Consider the following 17365-nt stretch of genomic DNA (forward strand, 5'->3'; position numbering starts at 1 on the left):
TTGTCGCTTCGGTGTGAACACGACTTTGCCAGCGAAAGTGCTCATCAAATGAGCACTTTATTTGGCAGAATTACCGAGTATGCGAGCAGACAGATTGGTAGCCACCCTGTTGTTGATGCAGGCGCGGGGACGAGTGACCGCCGCTCAGGTTGCCGCCGAGCTCGAGGTCTCGGTGGCGACCGCCCGGCGTGACCTGGAGGCATTGTCGGCCGCGGGCATCCCGGTCTACCCACAATCGGGTCGCGGCGGCGGTTGGTCGCTGATCGGTGGCGCGCGCACCGACCTCTCCGGACTCACGGCGGGGGAGACCAGGGCGCTGTTCCTCCTGGCCGGCCCCGCCGCCCAGGCCGTGCCCGAACTGAAATCCGCACTGCGCAAGCTGGTTCGGGCGCTGCCGCACACCTTCCGAGCCGATGCGGCCGCGGCCGCCGATGCCGTTGTCGTCGATCCCGCGCGCTGGGGGCGCCCGGATCCGCAGACACCGGCGGTACTCGACACGGTGCAGCGCGCGGTGGTGGATCGCAGGCGCGTACGCATCGACTATCTGCGCAAGGGTGAACGCACGGTCCGCACGATCGACCCGTGGGGCCTGGTCGAGAAGGAAACGGTCTGGTACCTCATCGCGGGCACCGACCGCGGGCAGCGAACCTTTCGTCTCGACCGCATCGTCGACGTCGTCACCCTCGATGAGACAGCCGATCGGCCCGCGGATTTCGATCTGTACGCGCAGTGGTCTCAGATCGTCGAGCAGATGGAGGGCCGTCGCGCCGCCGTCGCCGCGACGGTCCTCGTCTCCGCGCAACTCGCGCCCATCCTGGCCGACCAGCAGGGCCGCAACTGCACCCTGCTCGGCCCTGATCCGGACGGCCGGGTGCGAGCACAGATCACCGCCGACACCGCGAAAATGGTTGCCCGGCAACTGGCGGGCTGGGGCGCCGACGTGGAGGTCGTCGGGCCCGCCGAGGTCAGATCCGAACTAGTAGCGCTCGGCACTGAATTGGTGCGCGACAACAGCGTCGACGGCCCCGCAGCCACTACGCCCGGTCGATGAGCCCGGCCAGCGATCTGACCACCTCGCTGGCGACGACCGCTTGCCCACTCGTGGTGAAGTGGATGAGATCCGCGCTCATCAGCTCGGGTCGCGACTGCAAAGGATGGTTCCAGAATTCGGTGAGCACCACATCGAACTCGGTGGCCGCGGCCCGCAACATCTCGTTGAGCACGATCATCTGCGGCCGCATGGCCCGCATCGGCGCCATCCGCTCGACGGACCACACGTCGGCCATCGTGAATATCGACAGCCGCGCCCCGGTGTCGGCCAGCGCGGTGAGGATCGTCGACAGATTCTCGCGCAGCCGATCGACATCGCCGCCCGCGGTGAACAGATCATTGCCGCCGCAGCTGAGATGGACGAGATCCGGTGCGAATTCGATTATTTCGGACAACTGGAGGTCGATCACCTGACCGCTGGTCGCGCCGATCCGGCCGGTATTGCGGTAGGCCAGGGTGGGATTCGCCGAAGCCAGACCGGCCGCGACCCGATCGGACCAGCCGGTAGGGGCGTATCCGGGACTCGGATCGCCGGTCCCCGCGGCGATGGAATCACCGAGCACCGCGAACCGTTGCCACGGTGCGCCGGCCAGCAGCGCGGTGACCTGCTCCGGTGCGAGGACCAGTGGGTCCTCGGCCTCGGCGAGGAATTGCACGGACAGTGGTGTGCTGGAAGACATGTCGATCTCCTCGGTTCAGGTGGTCGAACGGGTAGGTGAAGGGAAGGCGAGCAGCAGGGCGACGGCGAGGTTGATCGCCGCGCCCACGGCGAACAGGATGTGAAAGCCGCGAAGTGGGTCCGATGTCGCCGAGAAGATCGCCGCCAGCACCGCGATGCCGAGCGCGCCACCGACCTGGCGAGCGGTCAGGTTCATGCCGATGCCCGCCGCGAACTGTTGCGGCGGAACCGAACTCGCCGCTGCCGTGCCGAGAACCGTGACGACGATGCCGATCCCACCGCCGCCGAGCAGCCCGGCGGGGACCCACGCCGTCCACAGCGCGGGTTCGGGCCCGAAGGCGTCGGTGCTCATCCAGGCCAGCGCGGCCGTCGACATCAGCCCGCCGAGCACGCCGACCCACCGCTGGCCCGCGGGTGCCGTAATTCGCCCGGTGACCACGGCGGTCACCATCGAGGCCACCGCGCCGACGGTCAGCGCCGCCGCGGACTCGAGTACGGAATAGCCCCAGATGGCGTCGAGGAACAGCGGACCGGCCAGCAGCCACGCGAACATCGAGGCGCCGAACAGCAACGAGCCCGCGTTCGCCAACGCGAACTGCCGTTCCCGCCACAGTGATACGGCGACAGCGGGGTTGGCCTGCCGACCCGAGCGAACCAGCGCGAACACCGTGAGCGCGAGGCCGCCGAGCAACGCGAGGAGCGTGCCGGGTGCGGTCCAACCCCACGACTGACCTTCGGTGACAGCCGCGACGATCGCACCGAGCCCGATCGCGACGGCGAGAGTGCCGAGCGGATCGGGCAATGTCGAATCGCGCGCGATCTTGCCGCCGCCCGGCAGCCGAAGTCCCGGCACGATCAATATCAAGGCGATCGGCACATTGATCAGGAACACCGCACGCCAGCCGAACACCTCGACCAACGCACCACCGAGTGCCGGACCGACCACCGCCGCGAACCCACCGGCCGCCGACCAGGCGCCGATCGCGGCGCCGATCCTTTCCCTCGGTGTGGCTTCCAGGACCAGCCCGAGGGCCGCGGGGACCATGAACGCCGCCGCGATGCCCTGCAGAACCCGTCCCGCGATGAGCCAGTCCGCGCCGGGCGCGAGCCCGCACAGCAGGGAGGTGACGGCGAATCCGGCCAGCGCCAGTGCGAACAGGCGGCGCCGGCCCAGCGCGTCGGCGAGGCGCCCGGCCGGGGTGAGCAGTGCCGCGAACGCGATCGCGTAGCCGCTGACGATCCAGGTCAGCGTGCCGGTGGAGGTGCCGGGATAGCTCAGGGCGATCGTCGGGAACGCGATATTGACGACGGAGAGGTCGAGGAAGGCGATGAATGCCGCACCCGCGGCGATGGCGAGGGTGCGGCCCGCGGCGCCGGTGCCGGGAGTGGCTGTGCTGAGCGGATCTTCGGGCCGAGCGGACACGTCGGTCATGCGAGGTTCCTTCGATGAGAGAAATAAGAACGTACGATCGTTCGTAAATAAAAGTACGACCGATCGTTCGCCTTCGCAACCCCGTGGTGGAACAATGACTCACATGACCCAGCTGACCGAACCGAGTGACCAGCGATTGGCCAAGGGCGCCCGGGCGCGTGCCTCCATCGCCCGTCGCGCGGCCGAACTCGCCTCCGTCGAGGGTCTCGACGGTCTCAGCATCGGTAGGCTCGCCACCGACCTCGGCATCAGCAAAAGTGGCATCGCCACCCTCTTCGGCACCAAAGAAGCCCTGCAACTCGCCGCCGTCCAGGCAGGCCGCGACATCTTCATCGAAGCAGTCATCGCCCCTGGCCTGCGCGCTCCACGCGGCGGAGCCCGGATCCGCGCGCTGATCGACCGCTGGTTCGCCCACATCGAAGACCCTCCGTTCCCCGGCGGCTGCTTCCGGGTGGCCACCCTCACCGAATTCAGTAGCAAGCCCGGCCCCGTGCGCGACGCCGTCGTCGCCGACCACGACGATTGGCTGTCGTTCCTGGCCGCCGAGGTCCGTAAGGCTCGAGCCATGGGCGAACTCGCCGACGTCGACCCCGACCTCCTGGTCTTCGAACTGGATGCGATCGTGAGCGCCGCCAATATCGCCTGTCAGACGGGGGATTCGGCCCGCGTCGAGGCCGCACGCACCATCGCGAACCGCTTGTTGTCCGACGTGCCGAGTGGGGCCTAGTCGGGAAGTCGCGCCCGGTCGAGGATCATCCTGACTCCGCGCGCCTGGTCCTGGTCGACGTGGCGCGTCGGAACGACGGGAGCCGGACGCAAGAACGGCGCCGCTACCGGATCTGGGTAGCGGCGCCGAGAGCGGGACGCGTCGGGCTGGTTTCTCCTGGCGGATCAGTGGTGATGTTCGGGTGCGTGCTGGGTGGTGAGAGTGAACGCGGCGGTCCGGACGACGTCGTGGTGTTTGAAGTCGAGGAACAGGCGATACGTACCCGGGCCGGGAACCGCTGTGTGGAAAGTGATTTCGGGTCCCGCTGGGGTGATGCCGTCACCCGGCTCGCCGTTGGGATGGACGTGGACGTAGGCGAGGTCGCCCGCGCGCAGGATCACGAGGTGGCCGAAGGCTGCCAGGTAGGGCTGTAGATCCGTCACCGGCTCGCCGTCCCTGCGCACGGTGAGCGTCAGTAGATCGCCCTCGGCGCGCAACTCGCCGTCCACGGCCACCTCGTAGCCGTCGACCTCGGTGGCGCGGTTCACTGCTGGAACCGGTTGCGGTGCATAGTGTCCCGCGATCGCCAGATCGGCGCCGAGGGTGATGGTGCGGCCGAGCGCGCGAGGCGCGATATCGGTGAACACCCGGTAGGCCCCGGCCTCGGGCAGATCCAGCTGAATCACCCAGGTGCCGTCCGCTTCCCGTCGCGGGTGTACATGCCAGAACCCGGTCAACTCGCGCCGCGCCACGATCAGGTGCAGTTCCCGATCGTGAATCGCGTCGAACTCGGTCACCGCAGTCCCGTCCGGTCCGAGGATCCGGAACCGGAAGTCGATCCGGCCCGGGTCGGCAATCGTGGTGTCGAGGTCGAGGGTGTACCCGTCCTGCGTGATCTGCAGGCCTCCGGGCAAACCCGCACCGTGTCCGGCGTGCGCGCCACCGTGTGCAGCGTGACCTTCATGTCCTGCGTGCGCGCCACCGTGTTCGGCGTGATCTGCGTGTGTGCCGCCATGTTGGATGTGGCCGACGTGGCCCGCGTGCGTGTCGGTGCCTGCGTGCTCGACCGGGCCGGCGGTGTGGTGGGCGTGGGCGTTGGTGGTCATCGTTTCGCCTCTCTCGGTTCGCTGTGCGTTGATACGAACATATACCCCTGGGGGGTATCTAGTAAAGAGGGTGAGGCCTGTGACCTATGCCACTGGAAAGGCCTTGTGTACAGCGTGGTGAGAACCTACGGACGCCGCGCAGCTAGTCCTGAGTAGGCACTGCCTCAGGGTGGGTCGGCGCGGCAGCTCTCGGCGTCCGAGGAAAGCCTCGTCGCGATAGAGTCCGAATCAGGCGGAAAGTTCGAGATCAGTGGCGACGGAGCTGTCGTACCGAGCCCAGATCACCTCGACCAGCGCCGAGTGCGCTCCGATGACGTCGGCGTGCACGAGGGCGGGTGCGGCGGTGACCAGTCGATCGGTCAGTAGTCCCGGCGCCAGGAACCACGGCGCGACCACGATGTGCTCGGCCCCGCGGGCTCGCAGGTGATCCACAGCCCGCTCGATACCGGGTTCGACTGTGGCGAAGCAGATTTCGGTCAGGCAACCGGTCATGGCCGCCAGCCGCCGCGCCACCACCGAGGTCCGGCGATTGGCCGCGGCATCGCGCGAACCGACAGCGGCGACAGCGATTCCCAGCGCGGGGTCGCCCAGTGGTCCCGTCGCGGGTGTCACCACGCTCACCGACGCGAGACCGGAACTCGCCGCCGTCGGCGCCGGGAGAACGGTCGCCGCCGCGCGTCGATCCGCGGGCATCCGGAATCGAGACCCGGTGAGGATGCCGCGCGACGGATGGGGTTGATCGGACGACGCCACGCAGTCAGTGGCCGACTCCGGGAACACGGATGTGCCGTGCGGCGTCGGTGCCGCTGGATCGGGAGGGGTCGGCACGGCGGGCGACGAGCCGGGCGGTACGGGGAGTCGGTACGCCGTCGCGACCCGGTCGGCGAGTGCCGCGATGAGCAGCGGATCGGGGCCGAGGACGGCTGCCTGGGTGAGGCGGAGGTGGGGATGGCGGCGGGTGGCGTCGGCCAGCAGGGCGGGGAGGTCGACGCGGGCGTGGAAGGCGTTGCCCAGCAACAGCGGAACGACGATCACGTCGGCGTGGCCCCGGGTAGCGAGGTCGTCGACCACCTCGTCGACCGAGGGCGCGCTCAGATCCAGGAAGGCGAGCCGGACCGGGATGTCGGGTCGAGCGGCGGCTACTTCGGCGACCGCTGCCGCCATGGTCGCCGCCGAACGCGGATCACGGCTGCCGTGGGCGACCGCGATCAATGCGGGTCCACCGCCACCGAGCGGGGTAACCGACAGCCTGTCGCCACTGCCACGAGGCACCACGATCGCACTCGTAGCCGGGCCGATCGATGTGGGCCCGCCATCGCCGCGCGGCACTGCGACGGCACCCGTAACCGGGGCGATCGGCACCGGCCCGCCACTGCCGCGCGGCACTGCGACGGCGGCCGTCGGCGGGGCGACCGATACCGGCCCGCCTCTGCCGCGCGGCACCGGGACGGCACCACGCGGCGGGGCGGGCAGGCGATACATCAGACCGCGGTACCGACCTCGACCGAGGTCAGCACGTCGCCGACCAGGCCGGCCGCGAGGGTGTTGCCACCGGCGGGGTCGATCAGCAGGAACGACCCGGTGTGCCGGTTGGTGCGGTAGTCGTCGGCCGGGATCGGCTCGGCCAGCCGCAGCGAGACGCGACCGATGTCGTTGAGCTCCAACGACTCCGGGCTCGGCTGCGCGGTCAGCGTCTGCTCGTCGAACCGCTCCACGAGCGCGCCGACGATGGCCTGCGTGGTCTTGGCGCCGTGCTTGAGCAGCAGCCGGGCACCGGGGCGAAGGCCCTTGTCGCCGAGCCAGCACACCGTCGCGTCGAAGGTGTCGATCGACTCCGGCGCGTCGTGCGCCGAGGCGATGATGTCGCCGCGCGAGATGTCGACCTCATCGGCCAGGATGAGCGTCACGCTGCGCCCGGCCTGTGCGACGGCCAGTTCACCGTCCGGCGTGTCGATGCGCTCGACGGTGGTCTTCTTACCCGAGGGCAGTACCACGATCTCGTCGCCGGGCGACACGGAACCGGCCGCGATCTGACCCGCGTAACCGCGGTAGTCGGGGTATTCGGCGGTGCGCGGGCGGATCACGTACTGCACGGGGAAACGCAGACCCAGCGCGTGCGTGCCGGTCGAATCAGCGTCCACCGGAACGGATTCCAGGTGCTCGATCAGCGAGGGGCCGGTGTAGTACGGGGTGTTCTCGGAGCGGCTGGCGATATTGTCGCCGTGCAGCGCCGAGACCGGGATCTCGATGACGTCCTCGGTGGCCCAGCCCAGCTTCGAGGTGAGGTCGTTGAACTCGGCGGAGATCTCGGCGAACACCTCGGCCGGGTTGTCGACGAGGTCGATCTTGTTCACCGCGAGTACCAGCCGCGGCACACCGAGCAGCGCGAGCACGGCCGCATGGCGACGGGTCTGCTCGATGACGCCCTTACGCGCGTCGGTCAGCAGGATCACCAGCTGCGCGGTGGACGCGCCGGACACCGTGTTGCGGGTGTACTGCACGTGCCCCGGCGTATCGGCGAGCACGAAAGACCGCTTGGGCGTAGCGAAGTAGCGGTACGCCACGTCGATGGTGATGCCCTGCTCACGCTCGGCGCGCAGGCCGTCGACGAGCAGCGACAGGTCCGGGGTGGACAGTCCACGGTCGACCGAGGCGCGGGTGACGGCGTCGATCTGATCGGCCAGCACGGACTTCGTGTCGTAGAGCAGCCGCCCGACCAGGGTTGACTTGCCGTCGTCGACAGAACCGGCGGTGGCCAGCCTCAATAGGTCGGACATCAGAAATAACCCTCTCGCTTGCGGTCTTCCATGGCGGCTTCCGAGACACGATCGTCGCCGCGAGTGGCGCCACGCTCAGTAAGTCGTGATGCCGCGACCTCGGCCAGGATGGCCTGGTTGTCGGCGGCGTCGGAGATGATGGCGCCGGTGGTGGAACCGTCGCCGACGGTGCGGTAGCGCACCGAACGGGTCTCCAGGACCTCGTTCTCGTTCGGGCCGCCCCACACACCGGGCGTCATCCACATGCCGTCGCGGGAGTACACCGGACGCTCGTGCGCGTAGTAGATCGACGCCAGGTCGATGTCCTCGCGGGCGATGTAGCGCCAGATATCGAGCTCGGTCCAGTTGCTCAGCGGGAACACCCGCACGTGCTCACCGGGAGCGTGCTTGCCGTTGTAGAGGTTCCACAGCTCCGGGCGCTGACGCTTCGGGTCCCACTGGCCGAAGGCGTTGCGCAGCGAGAAGATGCGCTCCTTCGCACGCGAACGCTCCTCGTCGCGACGGCCGCCGCCGAAGACCGCGTCGAAGCGGTGCTCGGTGATGGCGTCGAGCAGCGGCACGGTCTGCAGCGGGTTGCGGATGCCGTCGGGGCGCTCGGTCAGACGGCCGTCGGCCAGGTACTCCTCGACCGAGGCGACGTGCAGGCGAAGGCCGTAGCGCTCGACCACCTTGTCGCGGAACTCAAGCACCTCGTCGAGGTTGTGCCCGGTGTCCACGTGCAGCAGCGTGAACGGCAGCGGCGCGGGCCAGAAGGCCTTGAGTGCCAGGTGCAGCAGGACGGTGGAGTCCTTGCCGCCGGAGAACAGGATCACGGGGCGCTCGAATTCGCCCGCGACCTCACGGAAGATGTGGATCGCCTCGGATTCCAGCGCCGCGAGGGTGTCGAACTCGGTCAGGCCGAGATCGCGTTCGGTGGTGTTGGTACTCACAGGCTCACTCCCGGTGATAGTCATGATTGGTGCAATCCGCACTCGGTCTTGGCGATACCGGCCCAGCGGCCGCTGCGCGGATCGGACCCCGGCTCGGGCTTGCGCGTGCACGGTGCGCAGCCGATGGACGGGTAGCCCTCCTCCACCAGGGGATTGACGAGGATGCCGTTAGCCTCGATGTAGGCCTGCATCTCGTCGTCGGACCACGGTGCGATCGGATTGATCTTCACCAGGCCGAAGGCTTCGTCGAACGAGATCAGCGGCGCGTTGGCGCGGGTGGGCGCCTCGACGCGGCGGATGCCGGTGATCCACGCGTTGTAGCCGCTCAATGAGCGCTTCAGCGGGACGACCTTGCGCAGTCGGCAGCATTCGGCGGCGTCACGGGCGAACAGATCCTTGCCCAGCAGTGCGTCCTGCTCGGCGACACTGGCCTCGGGCGCCACGTTCACCACGTTCACCCCGTACACGGCCTCGACCGCGTCGCGGGTGCCGATGGTCTCGGCGAAGTGGTAGCCGGTGTCGAGGAACAGCACGTCCACACCGGGACGGGTCTGCGCGGCCAGGTGGACCAGCACGCCGTCCTGCATGTTCGAGGCGACGATGTAGCCGTTGCCGAAATTGCGGTCGGTCCACGCGATCAGGTCGGCGGGCGAGGCATCGGGGCCCAGCTCGGCCGCGCCCTGCTCGGCGAGCGCGCGCAGTTCGTCTTCGGACAGCTTGGCCGCGAGATTCGTTGTCACAGTGGGGATCTCCTCATCGACTATCGGAGGTCGGCTTCGTCGGCGCGAACCGCCCACACCGCGAAGCGTTCCCCGGATTCCCGGTTCTTGACGAAGTTGCGGACGACGCGATCGATGTAGTCACCGAGCTCGACACTGGTCACCTTGTGCTGGCGCAACTTCCGGCCGAACGCGCTGTCCAGGCCGAGGCTGCCTCCGAGATGAACCTGGAAACCCTCCACCTGATTCCCGGTGCCGTCGTCGACGAGCTGGCCCTTGAAGCCGATGTCGGCGATCTGGGACCGGCCGCACGAGTTCGGGCAGCCGTTGATGTTGATGGTGATCGGCACGTCGAGTTCGGCGTTGATGTCGGCCAGGCGCTGCTCGAGCTCGGGCGCCAGCACCTGCGAGCGCTTACGGGTCTCGACGAAGGAGAGCTTGCAGAACTCGATGCCACTGCACGCCAGCAGGTTTCGGCGCCAGACCGAGGGGCGGGCCTGCAGACCGAGCGGTTCGAGCTCGTCGATCAGCGCGTCGACCTGGTCGTCGGGGATGTCGAGGACGATCAGCTTCTGGTACGGCGTGAAGCGGATACGATCCGAGCCGTACTTCTCGGCGGCGTCGGCGACCTTGCTCAGGATGGTGCCCGAGACGCGACCGGCGATGGGGGAGAAGCCGACGGAGTTCAGGCCGTTGCGCAGCTTCTGCACACCGACATGGTCGATGGGCTTGGCGGGCTGCTCGGGCGCGGGCCCGTCGATGAGCTTGCGCTTCAGGTATTCGTCCTCGAGCACCTGACGGAACTTCTCGATGCCCCAGTCCTTGATCAGGAACTTCAGGCGGGCCTTGGTGCGCAGGCGGCGGTAGCCGTAGTCGCGGTAGAGCGAGACGACCGCTTCCCACACATCGGGGACCTCTTCGAGCGGCACGAAAGCGCCGACGCGCTGAGCCAGCATCGGGTTGGTGGACAGTCCGCCGCCGACCCACAGATCGAGGCCGGGACCGTGCTCGGGGTGGTTCACGCCGACGAAGGCGACGTCGTTGATCTCGTGCACCACGTCCTGCTGGCCCGAGATCGCGGTCTTGAACTTGCGGGGAAGGTTCGAGTACTCCTTCTTCCCGATGTAGCGCTTGACGATCTCGTCGATCGCCCAGGTGGGGTCGATGATCTCGTCGAGCGACTCGCCCGCGAGCGGCGAACCGAGCACCACGCGGGGGCAGTCGCCGCACGCCTCGGTGGTGTGCAGACCGACCGACTCGAGCCGGCGCCAGATCTCCGGGACGTTCTCGACCTCGATCCAGTGGTACTGGACATTCTCGCGGTCGGACAGGTCTGCGGTGTCGCGGCCGAACTCGGTGGAGATCTGCCCGACCGTGCGCAGCTGGGCGGCGGAGAGCGCACCGCCGTCGCAACGCACCCGCATCATGAAGTACTTCGCTTCGAGCAGGTCGATGTTGTCGTCGTCGGTGAAGGTGCCGTCGTAGCCCTCTTCACGCTGGGTGTAGAGACCCCACCAGCGGAAACGGCCACGCAGGTCGGCTTTGTCGATCGAGTCGAAGCCGCCCTTGGCGTAGATGTTCTCGATGCGCGAACGCACGTTGAGCGGGTTGTCGTCCTTCTTGGACTGCTCGTTCGGGTTCAGCGGCTCGCGGTAGCCGAGGGCCCACTGGCCTTCGGACCGGCGGCGGACCGGCTTGCCGGTGCGGGCGCGCGGTGCGACCGGGGCATCGGTGCTCGGGCGGGCCGGGCGCTGGGCAGCTGAACGCTCAGTGCGGGCCTGCGCCGTCGACTGTTCGGTCGAACCGGCGTCGGTGCTCGACGTCATGGTGGGTCGCTCCTGCGGGGTGATTGGACATCCGTGCTGAAGGCGCGAGGGGCTGGCTCGCGTCAGGCGGTCAGCGGGCCGATGAAAGTCGAAGGCACCGGGGGATACCCGGGCGTGGACGCCGCTGCGCTACCGGTGGAAACCGGGCCGACAACAGGCGCTGCAGACACGCTGGAAGTCGACGTGGCGACGGGCCACGAGTCGTACTCCAGTTGCGTGCATGTGCCTATTGTGCCACGTCAGCCTGGTCGTTCCGACCGCAAGGAGATATTTCCCGCACTTTTGGGGGAAATTCCCTGGACGGCCGTCCTGTTCTGTGACGGGGGTCATAGTTCGCTGCCGGAAAGCGACCTGTGATGCACCCGCGGCGGCGCGTGTGCCCTGCCGCACAGCTCGGTTGACCTGGAGCGCGCTCGAGGTTGCACAGTAGTGACATGAGCAACGACGCCACTGTTACCGGTCAGACGCCCGCCGATCTCGACACCGAACTCGCCGCCATCCGCGCGATCGTCGACACCATCGCGCACGCACAGGCCAACGAACTGGCCGAGGAATTCGTCGGTGTCTTCCGGGAAGACGCGATCTGGACCACCGGACACGGCAAGCGACTGTTCGGCCGCCCGGCCATCGCCGAGTTCACGGCGCAGGTGCTGCCCGGCGCCACCACGCACGGCACCGCGACCTACGAGGTCGAGCACGTGCTGTTCCTGCGACCCGATGTCGCCGCCGTGAAGATTCGCCAGAGCTACTTCACCCTCGACGGCGAGCTGTCGGGTCAGGGCACACCGATGTACGTGATGACCAAGGAAGCGGGCACCTGGGTGCTCACCGCCAACCAGAACACACCAGTCGTGACGGACTGACGCGCCAGGGCGCTGATCGGCGCGCACCGAAGCCCACCGTTCGCCGATCCGGCGACCTGGGCTGCGGCGCGGCGGCGAATCGGCCACGCATGAGTCGGCGAAGGGGCCGGGCGCGATGGTTTCCCTCGACCCGGGGAGACTGGAGGCGTGACTACCAGCGCTGCTTCCGGGGCTCCCGGCGTGACAACGGTCGATGCCGATCGGCCGGTGCTGCGCGATTTCGGGGGCGGCGCGTTCGGGGTGTACGTGCACGTGCCGTTCTGCGCCACGCGCTGTGGGTACTGCGACTTCAACACCTACACGGCGGGGGAGTTGGGTACCTCGGCGTCGCCACAGTCGTGGCTCGAGGCATTGCGCGGGGAACTCGCGACCGCCGCGACCGAGTTCGGCGCACTGCCGAGCGCGACCCCCGAGGTGTCGACGATCTTCGTCGGCGGCGGGACTCCCTCGCTGCTCGGCGGGGACGGCCTCGCGTCGGTGCTCGATGCCGTTCGCGCGAATTTCACCCTGGCCGCCGATGCTGAGGTGACCACCGAATCGAACCCGGAATCGACCTCGCCCGAGTTCTTCGAGCGGTTGCGCGCGGCCGGCTACACCCGGATCTCGCTCGGCATGCAGTCCGCCGCACAGCATGTGCTGAAGGTGCTCGACCGCACGCATACTCCGGGTCGCGCGGTCGCCGCGGCGAAGGAAGCGCGCGCGGCCGGGTTCGATCACGTGAACCTCGATCTGATCTACGGCACCCCCGGCGAGACCGATGCCGATCTCGATCTGAGTCTGGACGCGGTGCTGGCCGCCGGTGTCGATCATGTCTCCGCCTACTCTCTGATCGTCGAAGATGGAACTGCCTTGGCGCGCAAGGTCCGTCGTGGTGAACTGCCCGCTCCCGACGACGACGTCCTCGCCGCCCGCTACGAGCGCATCGACGCCCGTCTCGCCGCTGCCGGTCTGTCCTGGTACGAGGTATCCAATTGGGCCGCAAACGATTCCGCCCGCTGCCGGCACAACCTCGGCTACTGGGACGGTGGTGACTGGCTCGGCGCGGGCCCCGGCGCCCACAGCCACGTCGGCGGTGTCCGCTGGTGGAACGTCAAACATCCCGCCCGCTACGCCGATCGCGTCGCCCACGGCGGTCTCCCGGCCGCGGGCTGGGAGGCCCTCACCGACGAAGAGCGCTACACCGAACACCTCATGCTCACCGTCCGCCTCCGCACCGGCCTGCCCCTCGCTGATCTAGCCCCCTCGGCAACCGTGGCCCTCGACCGCGTCCTGGCCGACGGCCTCGCCCGGATCGCTGACGACCGTCTGGTCCTCACGGACCGCGGGCGCCTGCTCGCCGACGGCATCGTGCGCTACCTCCTCGACTGAATTGACGCCGCTGCCTCACTCGGACCGAGTGGGAAACACGCGGGCGGTGATGTCATCGTGATCTGAATTTCGAGATTTCTTCGGCTTGGGATCCGAACCAGAGATTGCCCGGTCATCCTGGTGTATTCCGCCAATGCACACCTGGTGAGAGGCCCAGAGCATTGGGGTGCTCTAAGGGTATGTTCGGTGGGTTCGGGGTGGAAGATAACGATTAGGGGCGTAGGCTTTGGCTCGATCCTAGGGAGTTATATGTCCACCGAACGGCACATCACCCTCGTCCACGAGCAGAGCGAATTCGCCGAAGCGCGCTCCGCTGAGAAGGCGGAGAACGCTCGTCAGTGCGCGGTCGCCGCGCGGACGGTCGCCTCGCACTCGAACGACGCCGAGGACTGCACGTCGCTGCTGGCGATGCTCGGTCTCGACGCCCTCGCGGGCAAGGAAGTCGGCGCCCCCGACTCCGCCGCCCGCTGCGGCGCGGCTGCCCGCGTCTGATCCGGCACCGGCCACCCCGATGTGGGTGGCCACTGCCGGCGCTCTCGCGATTCGCTGACATCGCCGTCAGCACCGCGTCGCCGATCGTGAGCGCTGCTCGTCGCGCACGAGTTCATCCGCACCGATGACCCCACCGGCAATCGCCGGTCGTGGCTCACCGAGCAGTTCCGCGGTATTCGCCGAGGTGATCAAGTACGCCGGTAGCCCGCGCGCCGCATCCTCCGCCGGCGCAGGCAAGGTCTGCGGCGCCCCGGCACAGTGGAAGTAGCGATCGACCGACCGGGTTGCCGTGTGCCCCGCTGGTGAATTCGCGCCGATAGCTGAACCCGCCGAGCCGGGAACACTGTGCCCGACTATCCCTGGCCGCTGCGCGTCATGCTGACCGGTCGGCTGATATCGCGGCCCACTCGATGATCGATCACCTGTATCCCCGGCAGTCCATGAGAGTCCGGCGTACGGACTTGTCGGCGAACTGCGCCCCGCCGAGGCGGTCGCTGGATCGCCGCTGAACACAGGGGAATTCCGCCAAGGTGCTGTGAGTGAACCTGCACCACCCGGCACCGAAATACCCGCGCCACCGGGCACCGAAATACCTGCGCCGGCCGGCGACGAAACACCTGCACGACCCGGCGATGCCACACCTCCGGTTGTGCCCGAAGCCGCGGGCGCCGACACGGCGCTGACAGGTTGCCCCATACCGTCGGCCATGACATGGTCCGGCGCCGCCGACGCAGGCGAAGTGCCGCCACCACGCAGACCTGCCCCGTCGGCCTCGCCGCCTTCGAGGCCCGTCGACTCCGCCGTCGCGTCGACGGCGAGGCGGGTAGCGCGGCCGCCGGATTCCGCTGTCGCGCCGACAGGTTCAACCGCCCCGCAGCCCTCGACCAGCAGCCGCCGATCGCCCGGCTCGCCCACTGCGCCAATACGCCGAGTTGGCATGGGCAGCAACGGAATACGCTCTATCAGCTCGCCGAACGGCACGACGTACCGCTGCCGCATCTCCGCCCGCGCGTTCTCCTCCGCCGCGGACGCCGCACCGTGCGCAGCAGCCGAATCCGCGTCGTCCACGCTGTCGCTCACCGACCACGCCGAATCCGCGCCGACCGCCCTGTTTGCCTGCGCCGACGCACCCGCCTCGGCGGCAATCAGTGGCGGAATCGCGTATTTGGTCGCCACGATCGCCTCGGCCGCCGTCCGAACGAGTTCCGGCACCTTCTCGAGTGCCACGCTGAGATCGCGTGCTTGCGTCACGTAAGTGTCGACCATGGAACCAGCCGCCGCGCCGCCCGTACTCGACCAAGCCTGTGCGAGTAGCTCGCCCATCGCGTGCCGGAAGACGCACAGGCTGTCGTCCCACCACCGCGCGATCTGTTCGAACATCTCGGCCTGTGCCATGGCCTCGGTCACCTGGAGCGATTCGAAAGCCGCGACGATCTCGCGGTGTCGCCACGAATGCGTGTTCTCCCCGCCGCCGGGAACACGCCATTGCGTGGCACTCACGGCAAGACCTGGTTTCTCGCGGCCGACCACACCGACCCCTGAGATGATGGAATAGATTGTCCTGCAGTCGATTCCATGGAATTGAATTGACCGGTCCACTCCTGGTCGGCATGAACGATCCGATCGCGCGCGCCGCGGAACAACTGCCGAATATCCTCGATAATCCGCGAATGCGCATCCAAGGTGGCCGCGATGCTGTTTTCTTTCGCCCCCGCCAGCGAACGCAATCTCGCCACCAAGGTGGATGCGGATATCAGCCGGGCATTGTCTTCGCCCAGTCCCCACTGCCCGCGCTCGCCGACCTCGACGGCAAGCGCGCGAATCCGCGTGATGGCCCGCAGAAGTTCGTCACACGCGGCATCGATCCCCGCGAACTCCGCCGGTCGCATCGTGAGTGCGCCTGACCCGAGATTCCATGTTTCGCCGCCCGCGCTCGGTTGCGCCACAGTTCCCCCTCGATGGCTGAAAAATGCTGGTAAACCCCCTGATTCGGTTCCGAACCTACTTCGGCGGACCCACCCGGACAACCCCCGAAATCCCACCTGTGGATAACTCGGGCCTGTGGATAACTTTTCGCCTGGCCGCCCGGTGCCGACAGCCCGAACACCGCCCCCGATGCCGGATATCCCGCGCATGACAGTTCGATGCCGGACGACCGTGCGATCCGGCGAGCGGGAACAAGACAATTAGACTGGACACCAGACGCTCCGAGCGTCTGCGTGCGACCCTGTGCGAACGGGCCCGCACGACGTACCGGGCACGAGCGAGGAAGGTGGGGTCGATGGCGTCGAGCACCGAAGATCGACGTTTCGAGGTCCTGCGAGCGATCGTCGCGGATTACGTCGCCACCAAGGAACCGATCGGCTCGAAGTCGCTCGTGGAGCGGCACAATCTCGGCGTCTCCAGCGCCACCATCCGCAATGACATGGCGGTGCTGGAGGCCGAGGGCTACATCACCCAGCCGCACACGAGTTCGGGACGCATCCCCACCGACAAGGGCTATCGCGAGTTCGTGGACCGGATCGCCGAGGTGAAACCCCTCTCGGGCGCCGAGCGCCGGGCCATCATGGAATTCCTCGAATCCGGTGTCGACCTCGACGACGTCCTGCGCCGCGGCGTGCGCCTGCTGGCCCAGCTCACCCGCCAGGTCGCCGTGGTGCAGTACCCCACCGTCTCGGCCTCGATCGTGCGTCACATCGAGGTGGTCGCGCTCAACCCGGCCCGCCTGCTGCTCGTGGTGATCACCGACACCGGTCGCGTCGATCAGCGCATCGTCGACCTCGGCGCGGTGATCTCCGATGACGACCTCGCCGCCGTGCGCGGCCTGCTCGGCGGCGCGATGGACGGCAAGCTGCTCTCGGTGGCCAGCGCCTCGGTGGCCGGCGTGCCCGAACGCGCACCGGCCAAGATCCGCGACGTGCTGGTTCGCGTCTCCACCGTCCTGGTGGAGACGCTGGTCGAACATCCCGAAGAACGCCTGGTCCTCGGCGGCACCGCCAACCTCACCCGCAACGTCGCCGATTTCGGATTCCCCGGTTCCCTGCGCAGCGTGCTGGAAGCCCTGGAAGAACAGGTCATCGTGCTCAAACTGCTCGCCGCCGCGCAGCAGCCGGGTCAGGTGATGGTGCAGATCGGCGAGGAGACCCAGGTCGAGCAGATACGCGGCGCCTCGGTGGTCTCCACCGGCTACGGTGCGGCGGGTGCCGTCCTCGGCGGCATGGGCGTGCTCGGCCCCACCCGGATGGACTACCCCGGCACCATGGCGTCGGTCGCGACTGTCGCCCGCTATATCGGCGAGGTGCTCGCCGAAAGGTGAAGCCAGCTCGGGAACCGAGACAGCCGGACTGTTAAGGTCGATACTTCGGCCGGTAAAGTTGAGTGGATTCGACTAAAGGATGCGCCCGGCGCTCGGCCGGCC

Annotated in this window: 16 protein-coding genes and 1 pseudogene; 6 read left to right on the top strand and 11 right to left on the bottom strand. The window is 68.1% G+C overall.

Features of this window, described 5'->3' with window-relative positions; all coding sequences use genetic code 11:
- The first annotated feature begins 79 nt into the window (after window positions 1-79).
- Window positions 80-1051 carry a helix-turn-helix transcriptional regulator gene (locus ACWZHB_RS02245; RefSeq protein ID WP_427906274.1) on the top strand — a complete coding sequence of 324 codons (972 nt, stop codon included), beginning with the start codon at window positions 80-82 and terminating at the stop codon, window positions 1049-1051.
- Here the strand turns inward: ACWZHB_RS02245 and ACWZHB_RS02250 are convergent.
- Entirely contained in the window at window positions 1035-1730 is a 696-nt protein-coding gene (locus ACWZHB_RS02250) for an SGNH/GDSL hydrolase family protein (protein ID WP_427906275.1), read from the bottom strand. The genes ACWZHB_RS02245 and ACWZHB_RS02250 overlap by 17 nt on opposite strands.
- A 15-nt stretch (window positions 1731-1745) precedes the next feature.
- Window positions 1746-3161 (bottom strand): MFS transporter, encoded by a 1416-nt coding sequence (locus ACWZHB_RS02255; RefSeq protein WP_427906276.1) that lies wholly within the window; start codon window positions 3159-3161, stop codon window positions 1746-1748.
- A gap of 103 nt (window positions 3162-3264) precedes the next feature.
- On the opposite strand from ACWZHB_RS02255, the gene ACWZHB_RS02260 reads away from it, so the two are divergent.
- Window positions 3265-3888 carry a TetR/AcrR family transcriptional regulator gene (locus ACWZHB_RS02260; protein WP_427906277.1) on the top strand — a complete coding sequence of 208 codons (624 nt, stop codon included), beginning with the start codon at window positions 3265-3267 and terminating at the stop codon, window positions 3886-3888.
- Between the two features lie 164 nt (window positions 3889-4052).
- Here the strand turns inward: ACWZHB_RS02260 and ACWZHB_RS02265 are convergent, their stop codons facing one another.
- The 7 genes and pseudogenes from ACWZHB_RS02265 to ACWZHB_RS02295 form a co-directional block, all read right to left on the bottom strand.
- Window positions 4053-4973: a hypothetical protein gene (locus tag ACWZHB_RS02265; protein WP_427906278.1), complete on the bottom strand. Its 921-nt coding sequence runs from the start codon at window positions 4971-4973 to the stop codon at window positions 4053-4055.
- A gap of 228 nt (window positions 4974-5201) precedes the next feature.
- Entirely contained in the window at window positions 5202-5666 is a 465-nt protein-coding gene (locus ACWZHB_RS02270) for a CbiX/SirB N-terminal domain-containing protein (RefSeq protein WP_427909053.1), read from the bottom strand.
- A 171-nt stretch (window positions 5667-5837) separates the two neighbouring features.
- Window positions 5838-6221, bottom strand: a pseudogene (locus ACWZHB_RS02275) (sirohydrochlorin chelatase); the annotation flags it as partial.
- Between the two features lie 233 nt (window positions 6222-6454).
- Window positions 6455-7750 carry a sulfate adenylyltransferase subunit 1 gene (locus tag ACWZHB_RS02280; protein WP_427906279.1) on the bottom strand — a complete coding sequence of 432 codons (1296 nt, stop codon included), beginning with the start codon at window positions 7748-7750 and terminating at the stop codon, window positions 6455-6457.
- Complete coding sequence (cysD, locus tag ACWZHB_RS02285; protein ID WP_427906280.1) at window positions 7750-8703, bottom strand: sulfate adenylyltransferase subunit CysD; 954 nt, start codon at window positions 8701-8703, stop codon at window positions 7750-7752. Before cysD ends, ACWZHB_RS02280 begins: the two co-directional genes overlap by 1 nt.
- Window positions 8700-9419: a phosphoadenylyl-sulfate reductase gene (locus ACWZHB_RS02290; protein ID WP_427906281.1), complete on the bottom strand. Its 720-nt coding sequence runs from the start codon at window positions 9417-9419 to the stop codon at window positions 8700-8702. The genes cysD and ACWZHB_RS02290 overlap by 4 nt, the downstream gene beginning before the upstream one ends.
- Window positions 9420-9439: 20 nt before the next feature.
- The gene (locus ACWZHB_RS02295) at window positions 9440-11224 is read right to left on the bottom strand and encodes a nitrite/sulfite reductase (protein ID WP_427906282.1); all 1785 of its coding nucleotides are present in this window, start codon (window positions 11222-11224) and stop codon (window positions 9440-9442) included.
- Window positions 11225-11658: 434 nt separating this feature from the next.
- Here ACWZHB_RS02295 and ACWZHB_RS02300 point away from each other — a divergent pair, with 434 nt between their 5' ends.
- The 3 genes from ACWZHB_RS02300 to ACWZHB_RS02310 all read left to right on the top strand — a co-directional run bounded on the left by ACWZHB_RS02300 (window position 11659) and on the right by ACWZHB_RS02310 (window position 13947).
- A complete protein-coding gene (locus ACWZHB_RS02300) occupies window positions 11659-12087 on the top strand; it encodes an SgcJ/EcaC family oxidoreductase (protein WP_427906283.1) in 429 nt (142 codons plus the stop codon).
- A 180-nt stretch (window positions 12088-12267) separates the two neighbouring features.
- Window positions 12268-13455 (top strand): radical SAM family heme chaperone HemW, encoded by a 1188-nt coding sequence (hemW, locus tag ACWZHB_RS02305; RefSeq protein ID WP_427909054.1) that lies wholly within the window; start codon window positions 12268-12270, stop codon window positions 13453-13455.
- Between the two features lie 249 nt (window positions 13456-13704).
- Window positions 13705-13947 carry a hypothetical protein gene (locus ACWZHB_RS02310; RefSeq protein ID WP_266298616.1) on the top strand — a complete coding sequence of 81 codons (243 nt, stop codon included), beginning with the start codon at window positions 13705-13707 and terminating at the stop codon, window positions 13945-13947.
- 66 nt (window positions 13948-14013) lie between these two features.
- Here ACWZHB_RS02310 and ACWZHB_RS02315 read toward each other — a convergent pair whose 3' ends face one another.
- Together ACWZHB_RS02315 and ACWZHB_RS02320 are read right to left on the bottom strand one after the other, a co-directional pair.
- Entirely contained in the window at window positions 14014-15447 is a 1434-nt protein-coding gene (locus ACWZHB_RS02315; RefSeq protein WP_427906284.1) for a hypothetical protein, read from the bottom strand.
- Entirely contained in the window at window positions 15444-15893 is a 450-nt protein-coding gene (locus ACWZHB_RS02320) for a hypothetical protein (protein ID WP_427906285.1), read from the bottom strand. Before ACWZHB_RS02320 ends, ACWZHB_RS02315 begins: the two co-directional genes overlap by 4 nt.
- Before the next feature lie 335 nt (window positions 15894-16228).
- Here ACWZHB_RS02320 and hrcA point away from each other — a divergent pair, with 335 nt between their 5' ends.
- Window positions 16229-17263 (top strand): heat-inducible transcriptional repressor HrcA, encoded by a 1035-nt coding sequence (gene hrcA / locus ACWZHB_RS02325; RefSeq protein ID WP_427906286.1) that lies wholly within the window; start codon window positions 16229-16231, stop codon window positions 17261-17263.
- Window positions 17264-17365: the final 102 nt, after the last annotated feature.

Source organism: Nocardia sp. FBN12 (assembly GCF_054031145.1).